This is a genomic window from Enterococcus alishanensis (assembly GCF_019218635.1).
Lineage (GTDB): Bacteria > Bacillota > Bacilli > Lactobacillales > Enterococcaceae > Enterococcus_A > Enterococcus_A alishanensis.
In genome coordinates, this window is record NZ_JAHUZB010000008.1 from 25,832 (window position 1) to 43,066 (window position 17,235).

Below are 17,235 nucleotides of genomic sequence, written 5' to 3' on the forward strand. Positions count from 1 at the left end.
GATTTTTTTAATTGTGTAAAGCAGCTTCTTTCGCCATCGCAAAACAACCGACAGTGGCTGCATTATCTTCCAATGCTGGAAATACAATGTATTGTTCTAAAGCTGGTACTTCCACATAGTCATTAACTAATTTTGTGAAGGCTTGACGGACATTTTTCATCATTTGTTGTTGTTTCATCACACCGCCGCCCAAAATAATTACTTCTGGACGTAATAGCAACGTCGTATTATAAACACATTGTGCCAAATAATAAGCTTCAATTTCCCAATAAGGATCATCAGCAGCTAAATCTTGACCTTTTTTCCCTAAACGTTTTTCAATGGCTGGGCCAGCTGCCATTCCTTCAAGACAATCTCCATGAAATGGACAAGCGCCAGCAAAATCATCTTCTGGATGGTGTTTGACTTGCATGTGGCCCATCTCAGGATGACTAAAGCCTTCAATCAAACGGCCCTCTTGAATTGCGCCGCCGCCAACCCCGGTCCCAATCGTATAATAAACGGCACTATTTAAGCCTTTACCGCTACCCGCCACGTATTCACCATAAACAGCTGCATTTACATCGGTTGTCCAAGTCATTGGAACCGAGAAATGTTTTTTTAGTTCGCCGATAAAATCATAATGTTGCCAAGGAAGTTTTGGCGTAGAAGTGATATATCCGTAAGTCTTTGAATCTTTGTGAATATCAATCGGACCGAATGAACCAACGCCGATAGCTGCTAAGTCTGTTTGATGTTGCTGAAAAAAAGCAATCACATTTGGCATTGTTTCTTCAGGTGTTTCAGTTGGAAAGCTAACCCGTTCAATGATTTTAAAATTTTCATCACCAATGGCGCAGACAAATTTTGTCCCACCAGCTTCGATACTGCCATAAAATTTTGTCATCTCTTCACCTCATAGAAATCATTTTATTTATGATATGGGAAAAAAAGCAGGCAGTCAACATAAGTTGTCAACTGCCTGTCTCAATTGTTTATTGTAAATCACTGCGCCATGGTTGTTGATTGGCTTCACGATATAGTTTTGCTTTACCAGTTGAGTTAAACAGTCCCATTTTTTGTGTGACTACTTCTTTGGCTGCATCAATACAATCTGGATAAATCGCATTCGGATCCCAAAGCTCTGTCGAAGCTAAGATTTCACGACATTTTTTGTAAAAAGCGTATTTGTAGTCGGAAGAGATATTAACTTTTTGAATACCAATTGCAACTGCTTTAGCAATTTCTTCATCTGGATTAGCAGACCCTCCGTGTAAAACTAATGGAATCGAAATTTTTTCTTTGATTTCTTCTAAAACATCCATTTTCAATTCTGGTTTTACATCTTTTGGATAGATTCCGTGAGCTGTACCGATTGCCACCGCTAAAGTGTCGATACCCGTTTCTTTTACAAAGATTTCAGCATCTTCTGGTTTAGTATAGACAACTTCACTCACGCCGCCTTCAACCGAAGTCCCGGTACTACCAATCGTACCTAATTCTCCTTCAACTGAAACATTTAACTTATGACAAACATCCACCACTTCTTTTGTCACAGCAATATTTTCTTCAAATGGTAATAGTGACCCATCAATCATGACTGAGCTAAAACCACAATGAATGGCCCGCATGATACTTGCTAAGCTATCGCCATGATCCATGTGCACTACGAAAGGTACGCTAGAATTTTTTACTCGTGTCATCACATATTGGAAAAAGTCATCTTTAGTAAAATCCAATTCAGTTGGGTGAACGGCAATAATCGCTGGTGAATCGTTTGCTTCTGCTGCTTCCACTACAGTTCGGAAGAAGTTGCTATCTGCCACATTGAAGGCTCCTACTGCAAAGTTGTTTTCTTGTGCGACGGTTAATAATTCTTTCATGTTTAATAACATATTTAATACGCTCCTATTTTGATTTATTTATTGACCCTGAAAGTCGAATATATTTTTTTACCATTTCTTTTCCGGCAGCCATACTTTGATGAACCAAGGCTGGGTAGTCTACTTTTTCCCCTTTAGCCAATTCTTCGGTTAAAAAGGCTGCTTGTGCTGCCATAAAATCTGAGCCGACATTGATTTTGTTAATCCCTAATTCAATAGATTTTTTGATATTTTCTTCACCAGCACCAGAACCACCATGTAACACGAGTGGTAAATTGGTTGCTGCTTTGATTTTTTCTACGATATCAAAACGAAATTCTGGCACGAAACCTTCTGGATAATCGCCGTGAGTAGAGCCATAAGATAAGGCGAGACAATCAACACCCGTTTCATTAATAAACTGGATGGCTTCATCTACATCAGTAAACATCTGATCGTTGGTCCAATTGTCACCAGCGACCGCTCCCATATTCCCAACTTCCGCTTCGACACTGGCATTATAAGTTTGAGCAAAGTCCACCATATTTTTAGTAATCCGAATATTTTCCGCTAAATCATACATGGAAGCATCCATCATTACACTGGAGAATCCTTCATGCAGACATTGCTTCACAAAAGCGACATCTTGTCCGTGGTCTAAATTAATCGCTACATCGACACTGGCTTTTTCTGCCATCCGTTTAATAGGCAAAGTTAAATATTCGTATCCTAGATGCATTTCCAGATGTTCTTGTAATAAATCAACGATAATCGGTGCCTGTAATTCTTCTGCTGCGTGAATCACGGCTTGAGCAGTTTCTAAATTGAAACAATTTATTGCCATGACTGCGTACTTTTCACGATTGGCTTTTTGCAACATTTCTCTCATTGAAACATACATGTTTTACTGTCCTCCTAAGAAAGAGTAATATCTGACAAGTCCATTTCTTCCTCCTCTTCTGCTTCGAACTGTTCTTCTTCGACCGGTTCTTTTTTCAGTACAAACAGGAGCACACCGGTAATTGCTGAACCAATTAATAATGCCAACATGAACAATAATGGATTAGTCATCGCTGGAACAATAAACAGTCCGCCTGAAGGAACAGGAGAACCAATGCCCCACATCATGCTTAATCCGCCACCTACAGCAGCACCGACAGTACAAGAGAAAATTACTCGTAATGGATCGACTGCGGCAATCGGAATAACGCCTTCTGTGATCATACAAATACCCATTGGAAAAGCGATTTTGATATTGTCTTCTTCGCCTTTAGAATATTTTTTCTTGCGGAATACTTTTGATAATACCCATGAAATTGTTACGCCAAACGGTGGGACCATTGATGCTAAAATTTTCACTGCTTCTGGTTCGAAAACACCTTCTAGTAATAAACCATCTGCAAATAATGAAGCGACTTTATTGACTGGTCCACCAAAGTCAAAGGCTGCCATGCCGCCTACAATAGCACCGAATAAGAAGCGGCCGCTACCTTGCAGACTATTTAAGAAATTGGTTAAGGCTACTGTCGCCCAGACAATCGGCACACCAATTACGAAATACATTAATAATCCCATAACTAAAGTTGATACTAATGGCACAATCATCATCGGCATTAAACCTTCTGCCCATTTTGGTACTTTCAAATTGTTGATGATGAATTTTACTAAGAAACCAACTAGATAACCACCTAGCATTCCACCTAAGAAACCTGCGCCGATACTGTTAGCAATCAAACCCATGAATAAACCTGGTCCAATCCCTGGTCGATCAGCAATTGAATAAGCAATCGCACCGGAAATAACTGGCGCCAATAATCCCATTCCTAGTACACCTAAAGAAACTAAGGCATCAGGAATTGAATAAGCTGCACTGTAATCTTCAATCACTGCCCCGCCAGTTAAATTTCCGATGGCGATTAAAAGTCCGGCAGTAACAACAATTGGCAACATGTAGGAAATGGCTGTTAGGGCGTGCTTCTTCAACTCTAATTTTTTTAACATGTAACTTCCCCCTCATTATTTATGTGTTAACTAATTGTTCTACCTTTTTAATCAATCCTTGTGGTGCTTTAATCACTGTATTAGTGGGAACTTCTACCACTTTTTTTCCGTCAAAACGATTTTTTCCGCCAATTTTGATGTCAGCTGCGATAATGACTACATCTGCTTCTTTGATTTGCTCATTGGTCAATTCATTTTCAGTACCGATGGTTCCTTGTGTCTCGATGTGAATCTCATGCCCTAAAGCTTCACCTGCTTTAACTAATTTTTCCCGTGCAATATAGGTGTGGGCAATTCCTGATGTACATGCGGCAATTCCTACAATTTTCATAAACCTATTCCTCCTCTGCTGTTAATAGTTCAAAAATTTCATCACTCGATTGAGCATTTCTTAAATTGGTTAATAAATCTTCGTCAGCTAATAAAATCGCGACTTTTTGTAATAATTTAATATGAGTGGTGGTTTCATCTGTTTTTTTGACAGCAAACAGAATAACCACATTGACTGGTTCATCATCTAAGGATTCCCACTCGATGGGACTCTTAGTCGTTCCTACGGCGATGGTTGTGATTTTGACACCATCTGATTTTCCATGAGGAATCGCAATTCCATTACCTAAACCAGTGATGCCTTCTTTTTCCCTAGCTAAAACATCTTGGACAAAAGTTTCTTCATCTGATAAATAGCCTTGATCATGTAATCTTTTAGTTAATTCTCGAATGACTGCTTCTTTGTCAGTTCCTTCCAATCCAGTAATGATTAAATTCTTATTGACAACTTCTTTAATATCTAACGTATCCATTTATAACCCCTCCAATAATTTAGCGACATTTTCTTGGTCGCGCTGTGTAAACATGAAATTAACTAACAAACTTGGCACATTGCTTTTGTTATCCAAACTGACTGTCGTCAAAATAAAATCAAAGCTTTCTTTTCCCAGTTTTTCATAATTTTTCTTGTATTGATTTAATGACACTACATCGACAATATCTAAATCAGGAAAAGCTCTTTGGACCTTAATTTTTAATAATTCACTGGTACCAACGCCGCTACTGCACATGATTAAAACTCTCCGTTGGAATCTTTTCTTTTCTAAAATTTGGGCAAAATACAAAACCAAGAAACCGATTTCATCATCTGAGATATTTAAACTTTCAAATTCTGACGACAAATCATCCAAAGCTTTTTGCAAGGCCACATAGATTTCGCTATACTCTCGCCGAATATCTTGAATCAATTCATTTTTTACAATAATGCCGTTCTTACTGCGGTAAAGCATTAAGCGTAGATGTTCTAAAAAGCTGGCGTCATCAATAATTTCAATGAAGGAAAAATTCAATTCAGCTTTTAAATACTTGGCTAAGTGCAATGCCAGTATAGTCACTTCTTCCGATTCGTTCGTCATAGCTTGAGCGTTTTCGTTTGTGCTAACTCTTGAAGCCATAATATATTGAAATAAATAAAACACTTCGATCTCATCAATTTCAGCTACTAGATAGTCTTCAATTCGTTGAATGATTTTCTTGGCGATTTCAAATTTTTCTTGATTTTGTTGAATCAGGTTTTTTTCTTCCCCATCTAGTTCTGACAACTTACTGACTTCTGGATTGGCGACTTTACCTTTACGAAACCGTGACAACAAAATATAAATGTGAGAAAAAATATTGACATTATACGGATAAGGAATCGGGTTCCCCACCATTTTTTCAATGTATTCCAATAATGAAGTAATTAAATCCGCATCATAGGAGTTCATCGTCTCATCATTTACGACATAGGTTTCAGTTGTTAAAAAAGAACCCATTGAAATAAGTTTATAACTCAGATGACGAATTTCTTTTTCCGAACCAACTAACGAAACTAGATTGCGTTTTTTCTTTATTGCTAATTGATAAGGCTTAACTGTTTCCCGCATTTTTTCAATGTCTTTAATAATCAATTCATTTGAGACGAATTGTACTTCATATAAAGTTTGAATATCCATGGGATGAGGCGATTTAAATAGCAACTCTAATAAGATCCGGTTACGACGCCCTTCAGCATTATCTTCTTGGGTATTTTCTTGTTCGTTGATTACTTTCAGATACCTTTTGTAATTTAACGACAACCCCTTACCTGTTTGTGTTTCAATCACTGGACCATTGCTACTTAGTTCATTGATTTTTTTTACTAGTCGATAGACAGTTTTAGTAGAAATTCTCAGATTGTCAGCAATTTCTTGCGCAGTTAAGATTTTTTTGGTTGAAAGAAAAATCTCGATCAAACTGCTCTCTTTTTTACTAAGCTGCATGTCAACCAACTCCTTAATTGAATTATAAGCTCAAATTTTAATCATAAATTTAAAAGACTGTCCTAATCTACGGACAAAAAAGATAACGCTTACAAAATATACAACTTTTAAATTTTGAACATATGACCTTTATGATAACAATTAATATTCGCAAAAAGTGCTGATTTTCAATATTTAAAAACAAACAAAAAAACAGCCGCTTATCATTTCAGATCAATGACTAAGCAGCTGATGGACGATTTATTTTTAAAATTATTTAAATTTACATTTTTCTAATACCGGTTTGGCTGTCACTTACTAATAATTCTGCTAACTCGCTACCAGTTTTTTTGCGGTTCATTAAAGCTTCCATTAACATCGGTAGATTCACGCCGGTAACTAAGTGTTGTCGTTCATCATCTACAACACACTGACTCACATAACGAAAGGGGGTGCCCCCAAAAATATCGACCAACCACAACAATTCATCATTACGCTCTAATGTTTCCTCGCCTAATTCGACAAAATGTTCTTTCATTCCAATCGTGCCAGGTGCCACAGAGATAGTGATGACATCCTCTTGGGTGCCAACGATCGATTCAGCTGTTTTTAATAATTCTTTGCCAAAATGATCATGGGTCGCCACAATTATACCAATCATTTTCCAACCTCCCTTACAGATAAGTCTAACTTATTTCTCAAGTAATCTCAAACATCCCTTGAAACTTCTTCATTTGGTAGCTATAATTCAAGGAGGCTTTACGCCAATACATAAAAAGCGAGGACAATCATTGATTACAGTAAGTGATGTCAGTTTACAATTTCCTGACCGTAAATTATTTGATGACGTAAATATTAAATTCACTCCCGGCAACTGCTACGGCCTAATCGGCGCAAATGGTGCAGGGAAGTCGACTTTTCTTAAAATTTTATCTGGAGAAATCCAACCTTCCACTGGTAACGTAACCTTAGGACCTAACGAACGGATGGCTGTCTTAAAGCAAAATCATTTTGACTTTGAAGACTACACTGTTTTACAAACAGTAATTATGGGCCATGAACGTCTTTACCAAGTGATGCAAGAAAAAGATGCCATTTATATGAAAGAAGATTTTTCTGACGAAGATGGGATTAAAGCTGCTGAACTTGAAGGCGAATTTGCTGAATTAGATGGCTGGGAAGCAGAACCAGAAGCGGCTGTCTTATTACAAGGGCTAAACATTCCAGAAGGATTACACCAACAAAAAATGAGTGAACTAACCGCCGGACAAAAAATCAAAGTCTTGCTGGCACAATCATTATTTGGTAAGCCTGATGTACTATTACTAGATGAGCCTACCAATGGTTTAGATATCCAATCTATCAATTGGTTGGAAGAATTTCTAATCAACTTTGACAATACCGTGATTGTCGTATCCCATGACCGTCACTTCTTGAACAAAGTGTGTACCCACATGGCTGACTTAGACTTTGGTAAAATTAAACTATATGTTGGGAACTACGATTTCTGGTTAGAATCTAGTCAATTAGCCGCAAAATTACAATCACAACAAAATGCTAAAAAAGAAGAACAAGTCAAAGAATTACAAGACTTTATCGCACGTTTTAGTGCCAATGCTTCAAAATCTAAACAAGCAACATCTCGTAAAAAAATGTTGGAAAAAATCACGATTGACGATATTCAGCCATCTTCTCGTCGTTATCCATTCGTGGCATTCAAGCCTGAACGTGAAATCGGCAATGATTTATTACAAGTAGACGATGTTAGCGTAACAATTGATGGCAAAAAGATTTTAGACAATATTTCATTTACCTTGAATAAAGACGATAAAGTTGCCTTTGTAGCTGAAAACGACTTAGTCACAACTACTTTATTCAAAGTAATCATGGGTGATTTAACACCTGACCGCGGTACCGTTCGTTGGGGCGTCACTACCAGTCAAGCGTATTTACCAAAAGATCCAAGTAAAGAATTCGACACAAACTTAACTATCTTAGATTGGTTACGTCAATATGCTTCTAAAGAAGAAGACGACAATACTTTCTTACGAAGTTTCTTAGGTCGGATGCTCTTTTCAGGTGATGAAGTATTGAAACCGGTCAATGTCTTATCCGGTGGTGAAAAAGTTCGTTGTATGCTATCAAAATTAATGTTAGCAAAATCAAATGTCTTGGTTTTAGATGATCCAACCAATCACTTGGATTTAGAATCCATTTCAGCATTGAATGATGGCTTGATGGCCTACAAAGGCTCATTATTATTTGCCTCTCATGACCATCAGTTCATTCAAACAATTGCTAATCGGATTATTGCTATTTCTGACAGTGGATTAGTCGATCGCGCCGAAACCACTTATGATGAATTCTTAGAAAATCCTGACGTACAACAAAAAATGAAACATTTATTTACTGGAAACTAAAAAAAAGGAAGTCGCTTAAATCAAGCGACTTCCTTTTTAGATTAAATAAATTGAATAATTTGCATTAAGATTGGTACCACGACCACGAATAAAATCGTTGAAGTTGTAACTAAATTAGTTGCATATTTTACATCGCCATGGGCTTCATTAGCTAAAATAGGCAAGACCGCTAACATCGGTGTAGCTGATTGAACAATCAAGGTTTGACGTAATAATGGTGCTAAATCTGCGCCAAACAAATTACTACCTATAGTAATCAATAAAATGACCGCAGCTGGCGCAATCACAAAACGACCGATCAAAGCAACGACCGTATCACGATCAAACTTAATACTCTTCAAACCAGCATCATATAAAACAATCCCGATATAAAGTAGTGATAATGGTGTCACGATGCCACCCACATAACTCAAGGTATTGTTAATAAAATCTGGCACTGGAATACTTAATAGTAAGAAAACTAGCGCAACAATAAAACCTAATAATGGTGGTGGCAATAATTTTTTCCAATTTAATTTGGCTTTTGGTCCACCTTTTACTTTTGTCGGATCATCATTGGAAATCAAGAAGACGCCAAATGCCCAAGTGGATATAGTATTGGTGACATAATAAACTAAGAAATAAGGTAAGGCTTTATCACCAAACAATGCCATATTTAACGGCAAACCAATAAAAATTGTATTGGCGTTAGCGATAGCATTCATAAATATACCACGACGTCCAGGGCGTATCTTTAACACTTTGACTAAGATGTAAGCAATGATATAGGAAATAATTACACCGCCGACAGGATAAATCAGGCTACCTGATAGGGAAATTAAACTGTCTTTTGTCAAATTTTTTAAAACTGACACAAAAATTGATGCCGGCAAAGCTACTTTCGTAATTAATGACGAAATACTTTTACCAAAACTTTCATCAAACCAACCTTGACGCTTTAAGATATAACCTAAAGCAATCATTAATATAATACTAATAACACTTTCAATCGATTGAAAGAAAACCATGATTCACTCCTCCTAATATCCACTTCTCGATAAAAACCTTTCGCTTAATATGACGGTATCATTTTCAGCTTGTTTTGGCTTTTTTGCTGTTTATATCCGTTCGTTAAGTGCACAGTTATTCTAGTCGTAATTTGTTAATATAGTCAAAACATAGAAGTATGATAAACTATTTTTATATGAGTAACGGAACATTTTAAGAGGAGCTTTTCTATGAATTTAAAAGATTTAGAATATTTTCAACGCCTTGTAAAAGAGCGTAATTATACAAAGGTCGCAGAAGCCTTTAAAGTAAGTCAACCCACTGTTACCTACGCCGTACAACGATTAGAAGAGATTTTTGGGACGAAATTAATTTACCGTGATCAAAGTCATAAGCAGCTGACCATTACACCTGCTGGTCAAATATTGTCACAACATATCAGCACAATCCTACATGAGCTTTATGTTGCCAGTACGGAAATTAATCGTTTAAAAGACGAGAAGATCGCCTTTGGTTTACCCCCTATTATTGGTAACTATTATTTTCCTAAATTATCAACGCAGCTTTTTGAACACGATTTAATGAATCAGATTAATTTAGTGGATGCTGGTTCAATTGACTTGGTTACCATGTTACAACGAGGAAAAATTGACTTAGCCTTATTGGGCTCAATCTCTCCTATTCGTGATCATCAGTTAAATAGCCATTTACTAATCGAAAAGAATTTTATGATTGTTGTTAGTCCACAACATCCACTGGCGCAACGAAAAAGTGTTGCTTTTGCTGAATTAAAAGCTGAAAACTTTGTCATCTTAAATGAACATTATGTCCATCCAGAAGCCTTTAAGATGATGGCTCAACAAGCCGGTTTCGAACCAACTATTATCTATCAAAATAACAATCTGAATATATTAAAAGGCATGATTCGTGAGCAAGTCGGGATCGGTTTTCTGACCGAAATCGCAGTCAACGAGGAAGACCATTTAGTTTGTCTGCCGATCGAAGACACACCGCAGCCGCATTTTTTGATTTCATTGGTTCAACGAGATACGGCTACCAGTTCAAGTATCAGACAAGAATTAATTGGATTGATTAACCAATTAGCGCTTTAAAAAAAGCATGTACCGGAAAAAAATTCACCGGTACATGCTTTTTAATTTTGCTTGGCTAAGCGCCAACGATAGACATGAGCCAACAGTAAAAAAATAAACGGAATACTACATGAGATCCAAAGCCACGGAGGAACATAACCAACAGGCGGTGCCATACCGCCGCCTGCTAAAGCCAGTAACGCTACCCCGCAAAGATTATACAAAACAGCAATCATTCTATTGATTTTCACCATCTTTTTCTACTCCCCTCTTTGCCGGAAGCCCATAACTTTTTCGAAAATTATCCGCACCCATTAAATAATCAAAAAAGCTAGGTTTTCCTTGACCAAGTAACACATCCACTTTTTTTCCATATAATTGACTTAAACGACTTAACTGATCTAGATCAGGATAGCTTTTATCTAATTCCCACTTGGAAATGGTCTGAGGGGTCACGTGTAATTTTTCAGCCACTTCTTTTTGGGTAAGCTGTTTTTGCTGACGATAATATTTTAGCTGTTCTCCAATTCGAATCATTGACGGCCACCTCTTTTATTTTATTATAGCAAGCTTGTTTATTCATTTACTATAAAATGTGGGTAACTATTTTGTTGACGGGCACTTTTCCAACTCAACGGTGAGTTGAATCGTTGCTAAATCAAGAGTAAATGATCAGATGCGTCATAAAAGATTTACGGAATTTTTCTTACTTTCTTACCCGACTCAACAAATCAAAAAATCAGTTGCGTGTCATTGAATATGGTGATTTTTTTCTTTAGACAAAAAAACTGTAGACATCTTCCTTTTTTGAAGATGGTCTACAGTCTAGATTAGTTTAAGAATTTATCTTTGATTGATTCGTTCAGCCAATTCAATTAAAAAAGAATCATAGTCAACTTTAGAAAAATCAGATACATCGAATTCATACAAGTCACCTAATTGAAAATGATTGTATCCTCTATTTTCGATGACTTGCTTAAACTCTTCTTCGGTAATTAAACTATCAGCTGCTGTTCGATTAATTAATTCATCGCCAAAATGATACTGGCTCATGATATGACTTAAATGACGATCATTTTCGACATCACGGACTTTACGTCTCTGCCATAGAATATCAAAGTCCGCAATCAGACGAATCGTAATGATTTGATAGTCATGTTTTTCGGCTAAGTGAGTTAGCCGATCGGCTTGTTTATAGCTGAAGGGATATTCTGATACAATGACCCGTTTTCCTGCTTCCATATATAAATCTAATACACCATAATAAAATTTCCACACGTGTTTTTCTAATTGAGCTTTTTCAGCCAGGTTATCAAATCCGACTGAATCAGCTAAAATTTCTTTGCCTTCATCAGGTGTAATGACAAATGGATCAGGAATAACTTCTTTGATTCGATCGATTAAATAAGTCTTACCCGTTGCTGGGCTACCTGCGATTAAAATCAAATATTTTTTCATTAGATTGTTTGTTTGATGGGACTTTCTACATTCATAAATAAGCCAATTTTGTGTTTCACAATATTTTTTACGGCGATATTCGCAGGGATAACATTATGCCGTAGAGATTTATTGACTTCTGTTTCACCAAATGAATCTTTGGCTGTTTTTGTCCAATTTACTAATAACTCTGTACCGACGTTAAATTTACGGATACCGTTATTAATTAATTCTGGATAATCTTCTTCTTTTACACCGGTACCGCCATGAATAACCAATGGACAATCAACTACGGCATGAATTTCTTTCAATAATGGAATATTGACTTCGGTTTTTGATTTAAATTGACCGTGGTTAGTTCCAATCGCGATAGCCAATGCATCTACGTCAGTGGCTTTAACAAATTCTACCGCATCTTCAGGACGAGTATAAACTTTATCATCTTCAGCAACAGAAATACCTTCTTCGGTGCCACCAATTGTTCCTAACTCACCTTCGACTGACACACCACGGGGATGCGCATATTCCACTACTGCTTGGGTTTTCGCAATATTTTCTTTAAATGGTAAGTGAGAACCGTCATACATGACACTTGAATAACCAGCATCAATTGCCGCCTTGATTTCATTAAAATCTCGGGCATGGTCTAAGTGTAAGACCACATCTACCATCTCATCCTCAGCAATTTCTTTAACGACCGCAACTAACACTTTGTAGCCAATGTATTTAGCTGTATCGATACTTGTTTGAATAATAATTGGTGCCCCCATTTCTTTTGCGGCACGAATCATTTCTGGCAACATTTCTAAATTATGAGTATTAAAAGCCCCAATAGTCATATTTAACGCTTCTGCTGTCTCAGTTACTTGTTTTAAATTCTTATACATATCATCATTACCTTCTTCTTTTTTATTTTCCGCCAACGGTTACTTTTTTAGCGATTTGGCGCATGTCATCCATTTTGTTCATATATTTTTCAATGCCTTCGTCGTCACCATTTCTAGCAGCTTCTGCTCTTTTGGCATTGTATAAACTCATTAATTTCTTGTAGCCATCACCAATACTTAATTTCAAGTCCAAACTTTTTTCTAAAGCAAGGATGGCTTCGTCAACTTGACTTAATTTTTCATAAGCCAAACCTAATGATTCATAAAGTTTCGCTAATTCAGCATCTTGCAAAGGATCAGCGGCTTCAAGTTCTTTGACTTGAATCTTGATTCTTTCAATTTGATCTTTCAGCTGCTCCTGTTCTGTTTCAGAAAGTTGTGGTTCTTCTGGGACTGGTTTAGCAGGCTGTTTTTCTTTATTTTTTTTCAAAAAGCCAAACATCGAATCTCTCCTTTAATTAGAACATTTTTAGTAACGGGCTAAAGATCCAAGCATATAGTAATGCGGCTGCCACTGTATCAACATCGGTTGCGGTGGCATTAATGAAGCCCATGCTATTGAAAATTCCGACTAGTAATGCTGGCAGTAAGGTAATGAAGAACCCATGGGCAATCCCACCAATAATTGCGCCACGACGACCACCGATTTCATTCCCAAATATCCCAGCAGTACCGCCGGCAAAGAAGTTGGTTAACATACCAGGTAGAATCATTGCTAAGCCAAACATCGGTAAAACAAACATGGCAATCACGGTTCCGATGGTTGTCGTAATAAAGCCTAAAATAACTGAGTTCGGTGCGTATGGGAAAAAGACAGGACAATCTAACGCTGGAATCGCATTTGGCACTAATTTCATAGCAATTCCGCGGAATGCTGGAACGATTTCACCTAACAATAAGCGGACACCAGCAAGTAATACATAGACACCCACAACAAATTGAATCGCTTGCAAGAATGCAAACATCAAATAATTTTGCGCGCCATGGTCACCAACACCAGGACCGGCAAAGGCAGCCGTAATAATGTATAGTGGCACCATTACCACCATCACAGATAGATACGTATCTTGTAAAAATTCAAATGAAGAAGGTAATTTTAAATCTTCAGCTGATTTTTTATTTTCACCTTTTTGACCAAAAATATAAGCGACACCGGCTTCAAACAAGTAACCAATCGTACAAAAATGACCTAAAGCAATATCGTTAGAACCAGTTACACGGCGAATAATTGGTTGGGCAATCGCTGGCATAGCAACTGCGAAAACGGCACCGATAAAACCACCGACTAAAATTAGCGCAATCCCTCGCAAACCTGCAAAGTATCCAAAAACAGTCGTCATGGTAGCCATCCATAAAATGGCTTGCCCGGTTAAGAAAATGTATTTCCACTTAGTGAAACGAGCAATTAAAATATTAAAAACAAAAATTGCTAAAAATGTTAAGGCGATATCGCGACCTAAACCTAGCTCGTTCATGGCTTGACCATTAATGGCTTCAATCGATGGGACAATCCCTTGCATCTTGAAACCTTCTTGGAAAATTTCACCAAAATAAGTTAAACTTCCGACAATAATACTAGAACCTGCACTTAAAACCTGGAAACCAAGCAACGTCTTCAATGTACCTGAAATAATTTGACCGACTGATTTCTTTTGTAACACCAGACCAAGCATGGCGATTAATGCAATCGTAATCGATGCCTGTGTCAAAATATTTTCAATAATAAAAGTTATAACGCCCATTATTACTCCCCCTCAATTTAAATTAGATAGCGCCTTTTGCTTCTAAAACTGGAATTAATTTTTCTTCAATCTCTGCTTTAGAAACAATATTTTTTAAGAAGACAACAGCTGTCTTGCTTTCATCAATTGAAAATTTTTCAAATTGTGATTGGAAATTAGTTGCTGTAATAATCACATCTGGTTGAACCGACGCTGCCGTTGAAATATCCACGTGATCTAATTTTGCATTAACACCTCTTGCATTTAATACATCCTCAGCTGCCATTTGAGCCGCAAAACTACTTCCTAAACCTGCACCACATACGAATAAAATACTGACTTGTTTACCCATTTTTTTCTCTCCATTCTATTTTTTATTGAAATAATGTATCTTTAAAAGCATCAACTGAGTCCAATTGACACAAATAATCTAGTTTTTCTTCGTCATTGATTAAAGCAATCAGATTTTTCATAATGTTTAAATGAGAGTATGAATCGACTGCTGCTAAACAAAAAATGATTTTTACTGGATCGTTGTCGGGATTGCCAAAAACAATCGGTTCTTTTAAGGTCGCGACACTCACCCCTAATTTATTTACGCCATCTTCTGGTCGCGCATGAGCCAGTGCCAGATGCTTTCCGATCACAATGTAAGGCCCATATTGTTTGACTGAATCAATCATGGCGGTCACATAATTTTCTTCAATCACCTTTTCTTTTAATAAAGGTTCTGACACTCGTTGAATAGCCATTTGCCAATCATCCACTTGTTGGTTTAATAAGATATGACTGTCTTTTAAGACATCCTCTAACATAGGCTGAATCTCCTTCTTGTTTATAGTTAAATTATTTTTATCAAATGTGTTTTCCAGCTGACTATAAATCTCACCTGTGATACTGCCACCACTGGCTTCAATAATATTTATCAGTGAATAAAACATCTCAGTTGCATCAGCCGTATTGTTTACCAAACGTCGTAAACTGGCATGTTGTTGTAAAAAATCAATTATTCGTTGTTTATCTTTTTCGCGGATAATAGGATTGACTTCTAACAATGGACGATTCTGATAATTAAGTGCCACGGATGAAAAAACTAAATCAACATCCAACTTATCAATTAATTCAGTCTCACGAGAACTCAATATTGCCAAAACCTCAATATTAAACAGCTCTTTAAGATTTTCAGCTAGTAATTTTCCCGTCGCTACGCCATGATTACAAACCACGACTGCTTTGTAGATATAATGCAAATCTTGATTGATTGCACTAACCGAAGTGGAAAAATGAATAGTTAGAAAAGCTACTTCATCATCACTAACCTTTTTTTCACCCCACCATTGATTTTTTTTCATGAAATTTTGAATGGCTTGATAAATTCCAAAATAATTTTTCTTGATATTCTCTTTTAAAGGATTCACAATTTGAATCTGACTTTTTACACGATTGATTAATCCGGCAATGTGTTTGTACAATCCTTCTTGCAAAACTTCTTCTTTGCGAGTAAAGGGAATTTTTGTTTCATTTTCCACATATTCAATCAATTGAATCGATAGTAATTGTGCTTGCACCCATTCGATTGAATTATTCATGTCCCGAGAATTAAAGGTATTTAGCATAAAGACAATGTACTTAATCTCAATTTCGGGGGGTTGAATTTGAAAAGTCTCACAAACAGCGTTGACAAAATTTCTCATGTCGCCTGTCGGTACATCCGCCGTCTCCCAAGCAGTACTAGCAATTAAATCTTGCCGCATATAGCGACTTAACCAAACAGCTGTGAAAATAATTAGCTGATTGCGATAAATATCATCCTCCACAAAAGAGACGGTTTGTATGTAGAGATCATCTAGCTTTTTTAACAAATGATTGGAAATATATTTATCTAATAGCAACCGATTAAGTGAGGCTTTTTTATCGATATTGGTTAAATTAAGCACTCCGACAGTTCGATTAATCACGTCATAAATCATGGTGCGAACCGAACGCTCGGCACCTCTTAAGACAATCCCTTGCTTAGGAACACTCATGACTTCGATTCCATATTCTTCCAGTTCACTTCGAACACGCCGCATATCTTCGTCCAAAGTGCTTTTAGAAATCTGATATTCCTCTTCCTTTTGGTATAAAAAAGTATTTTCCTGACCTAAAGTGAAAGTTAAAATCAAATCAAAAATGCGATTTTCTCTTTCAAGATATTCATTTTCGCTGGCTTCTTTTAAATATATTCCTAGTTGATTTCGTTCTTCTTTAGACAATGAAAGTTGATAACCCTTTTGACGAATACTTTTGATTTCAGATATTTTTTTCTCTTTTAAAAATTGATTGATTTCTTTTAATTCATTCCGAATAGTTCTGATGCTTACCTTGAAATCTTTTTCCAAACTGGTTAATTCTAAAGGATAGTCTGAAGCAATAAATACTGACAAAATTGAAAGTGTTCTTTCTTTCATGGCGTCATCCCCTTGTCTGACCATATTATATAGCCGTTATATATTCCTTGATAAGTAGATATGTTTGCACTTTATTTTTGCAAAAATGTAAGCGCTACACTTAAAATGCGTCAATTAATAACATAAACAT

General features: G+C 36.7%; 19 protein-coding genes. 2 read left to right on the forward strand and 17 right to left on the reverse strand.

Going from position 1 to position 17,235, the window contains the following annotated elements; translation table 11 throughout:
- Positions 1-7 precede the first annotated feature (7 nt).
- The 8 genes from scrK to KUA55_RS15805 all read right to left on the reverse strand — a co-directional run bounded on the left by scrK (position 8) and on the right by KUA55_RS15805 (position 6,773).
- Positions 8-886 carry a fructokinase ScrK gene (gene scrK / locus KUA55_RS15770; protein ID WP_218327356.1) on the reverse strand — a complete coding sequence of 293 codons (879 nt, stop codon included), beginning with the start codon at positions 884-886 and terminating at the stop codon, positions 8-10.
- 88 nt (positions 887-974) lie between these two features.
- On the reverse strand, positions 975-1,874 hold the full coding sequence (locus KUA55_RS15775) for a ketose-bisphosphate aldolase (RefSeq protein WP_218327357.1): 900 nt from the start codon (positions 1,872-1,874) through the stop codon (positions 975-977).
- A 13-nt stretch (positions 1,875-1,887) separates the two neighbouring features.
- A complete protein-coding gene (locus tag KUA55_RS15780; RefSeq protein ID WP_218327358.1) occupies positions 1,888-2,742 on the reverse strand; it encodes a class II fructose-bisphosphate aldolase in 855 nt (284 codons plus the stop codon).
- 14 nt (positions 2,743-2,756) lie between these two features.
- On the reverse strand, positions 2,757-3,842 hold the full coding sequence (locus KUA55_RS15785) for a PTS fructose transporter subunit IIC (RefSeq protein WP_218327359.1): 1,086 nt from the start codon (positions 3,840-3,842) through the stop codon (positions 2,757-2,759).
- 19 nt (positions 3,843-3,861) lie between these two features.
- A complete protein-coding gene (locus KUA55_RS15790) occupies positions 3,862-4,173 on the reverse strand; it encodes a PTS fructose transporter subunit IIB (protein ID WP_218327360.1) in 312 nt (103 codons plus the stop codon).
- Positions 4,174-4,177: 4 nt separating this feature from the next.
- Entirely contained in the window at positions 4,178-4,645 is a 468-nt protein-coding gene (locus KUA55_RS15795; RefSeq protein ID WP_218327361.1) for a PTS sugar transporter subunit IIA, read from the reverse strand.
- A complete protein-coding gene (locus KUA55_RS15800; protein WP_218327362.1) occupies positions 4,646-6,133 on the reverse strand; it encodes a BglG family transcription antiterminator in 1,488 nt (495 codons plus the stop codon).
- A 262-nt stretch (positions 6,134-6,395) separates the two neighbouring features.
- Positions 6,396-6,773 (reverse strand): PTS sugar transporter subunit IIA, encoded by a 378-nt coding sequence (locus KUA55_RS15805; RefSeq protein ID WP_218327363.1) that lies wholly within the window; start codon positions 6,771-6,773, stop codon positions 6,396-6,398.
- A 130-nt stretch (positions 6,774-6,903) separates the two neighbouring features.
- Between KUA55_RS15805 and KUA55_RS15810 the strand changes: the two genes are divergently transcribed.
- Positions 6,904-8,532 carry an ABC-F family ATP-binding cassette domain-containing protein gene (locus KUA55_RS15810; protein WP_218327364.1) on the forward strand — a complete coding sequence of 543 codons (1,629 nt, stop codon included), beginning with the start codon at positions 6,904-6,906 and terminating at the stop codon, positions 8,530-8,532.
- A gap of 41 nt (positions 8,533-8,573) precedes the next feature.
- Here the strand turns inward: KUA55_RS15810 and KUA55_RS15815 are convergent, their stop codons facing one another.
- Positions 8,574-9,539: an AEC family transporter gene (locus KUA55_RS15815; protein WP_218327365.1), complete on the reverse strand. Its 966-nt coding sequence runs from the start codon at positions 9,537-9,539 to the stop codon at positions 8,574-8,576.
- Between the two features lie 210 nt (positions 9,540-9,749).
- Between KUA55_RS15815 and KUA55_RS15820 the strand changes: the two genes are divergently transcribed.
- Entirely contained in the window at positions 9,750-10,631 is an 882-nt protein-coding gene (locus KUA55_RS15820) for a LysR family transcriptional regulator (protein ID WP_218327366.1), read from the forward strand.
- Between the two features lie 41 nt (positions 10,632-10,672).
- Here the strand turns inward: KUA55_RS15820 and KUA55_RS15825 are convergent, their stop codons facing one another.
- The 8 genes from KUA55_RS15825 to KUA55_RS15860 all read right to left on the reverse strand — a co-directional run bounded on the left by KUA55_RS15825 (position 10,673) and on the right by KUA55_RS15860 (position 17,105).
- Positions 10,673-10,864 carry a hypothetical protein gene (locus KUA55_RS15825; protein WP_218327367.1) on the reverse strand — a complete coding sequence of 64 codons (192 nt, stop codon included), beginning with the start codon at positions 10,862-10,864 and terminating at the stop codon, positions 10,673-10,675.
- Complete coding sequence (locus KUA55_RS15830) at positions 10,848-11,147, reverse strand: helix-turn-helix domain-containing protein (protein ID WP_218327368.1); 300 nt, start codon at positions 11,145-11,147, stop codon at positions 10,848-10,850. Before KUA55_RS15830 ends, KUA55_RS15825 begins: the two co-directional genes overlap by 17 nt.
- A gap of 306 nt (positions 11,148-11,453) precedes the next feature.
- Positions 11,454-12,068 (reverse strand): AAA family ATPase, encoded by a 615-nt coding sequence (locus KUA55_RS15835; RefSeq protein ID WP_218327369.1) that lies wholly within the window; start codon positions 12,066-12,068, stop codon positions 11,454-11,456.
- Positions 12,068-12,934 carry a class II fructose-bisphosphate aldolase gene (locus KUA55_RS15840; RefSeq protein ID WP_218327370.1) on the reverse strand — a complete coding sequence of 289 codons (867 nt, stop codon included), beginning with the start codon at positions 12,932-12,934 and terminating at the stop codon, positions 12,068-12,070. Before KUA55_RS15840 ends, KUA55_RS15835 begins: the two co-directional genes overlap by 1 nt.
- Positions 12,935-12,956: 22 nt before the next feature.
- Positions 12,957-13,376, reverse strand: coding sequence for a tetratricopeptide repeat protein (locus tag KUA55_RS15845; RefSeq protein WP_218327371.1), 420 nt, complete (start codon positions 13,374-13,376; stop codon positions 12,957-12,959).
- A 16-nt stretch (positions 13,377-13,392) separates the two neighbouring features.
- The gene (locus KUA55_RS15850) at positions 13,393-14,676 is read right to left on the reverse strand and encodes a PTS sugar transporter subunit IIC (RefSeq protein ID WP_218327372.1); all 1,284 of its coding nucleotides are present in this window, start codon (positions 14,674-14,676) and stop codon (positions 13,393-13,395) included.
- Between the two features lie 22 nt (positions 14,677-14,698).
- Positions 14,699-15,007, reverse strand: a complete 309-nt coding sequence (locus tag KUA55_RS15855) for a PTS sugar transporter subunit IIB (RefSeq protein WP_218327373.1) — start codon at positions 15,005-15,007, stop codon at positions 14,699-14,701.
- 22 nt (positions 15,008-15,029) lie between these two features.
- Positions 15,030-17,105 (reverse strand): BglG family transcription antiterminator, encoded by a 2,076-nt coding sequence (locus KUA55_RS15860; protein ID WP_218327374.1) that lies wholly within the window; start codon positions 17,103-17,105, stop codon positions 15,030-15,032.
- Between the last annotated feature and the right edge of the window lie 130 nt (positions 17,106-17,235).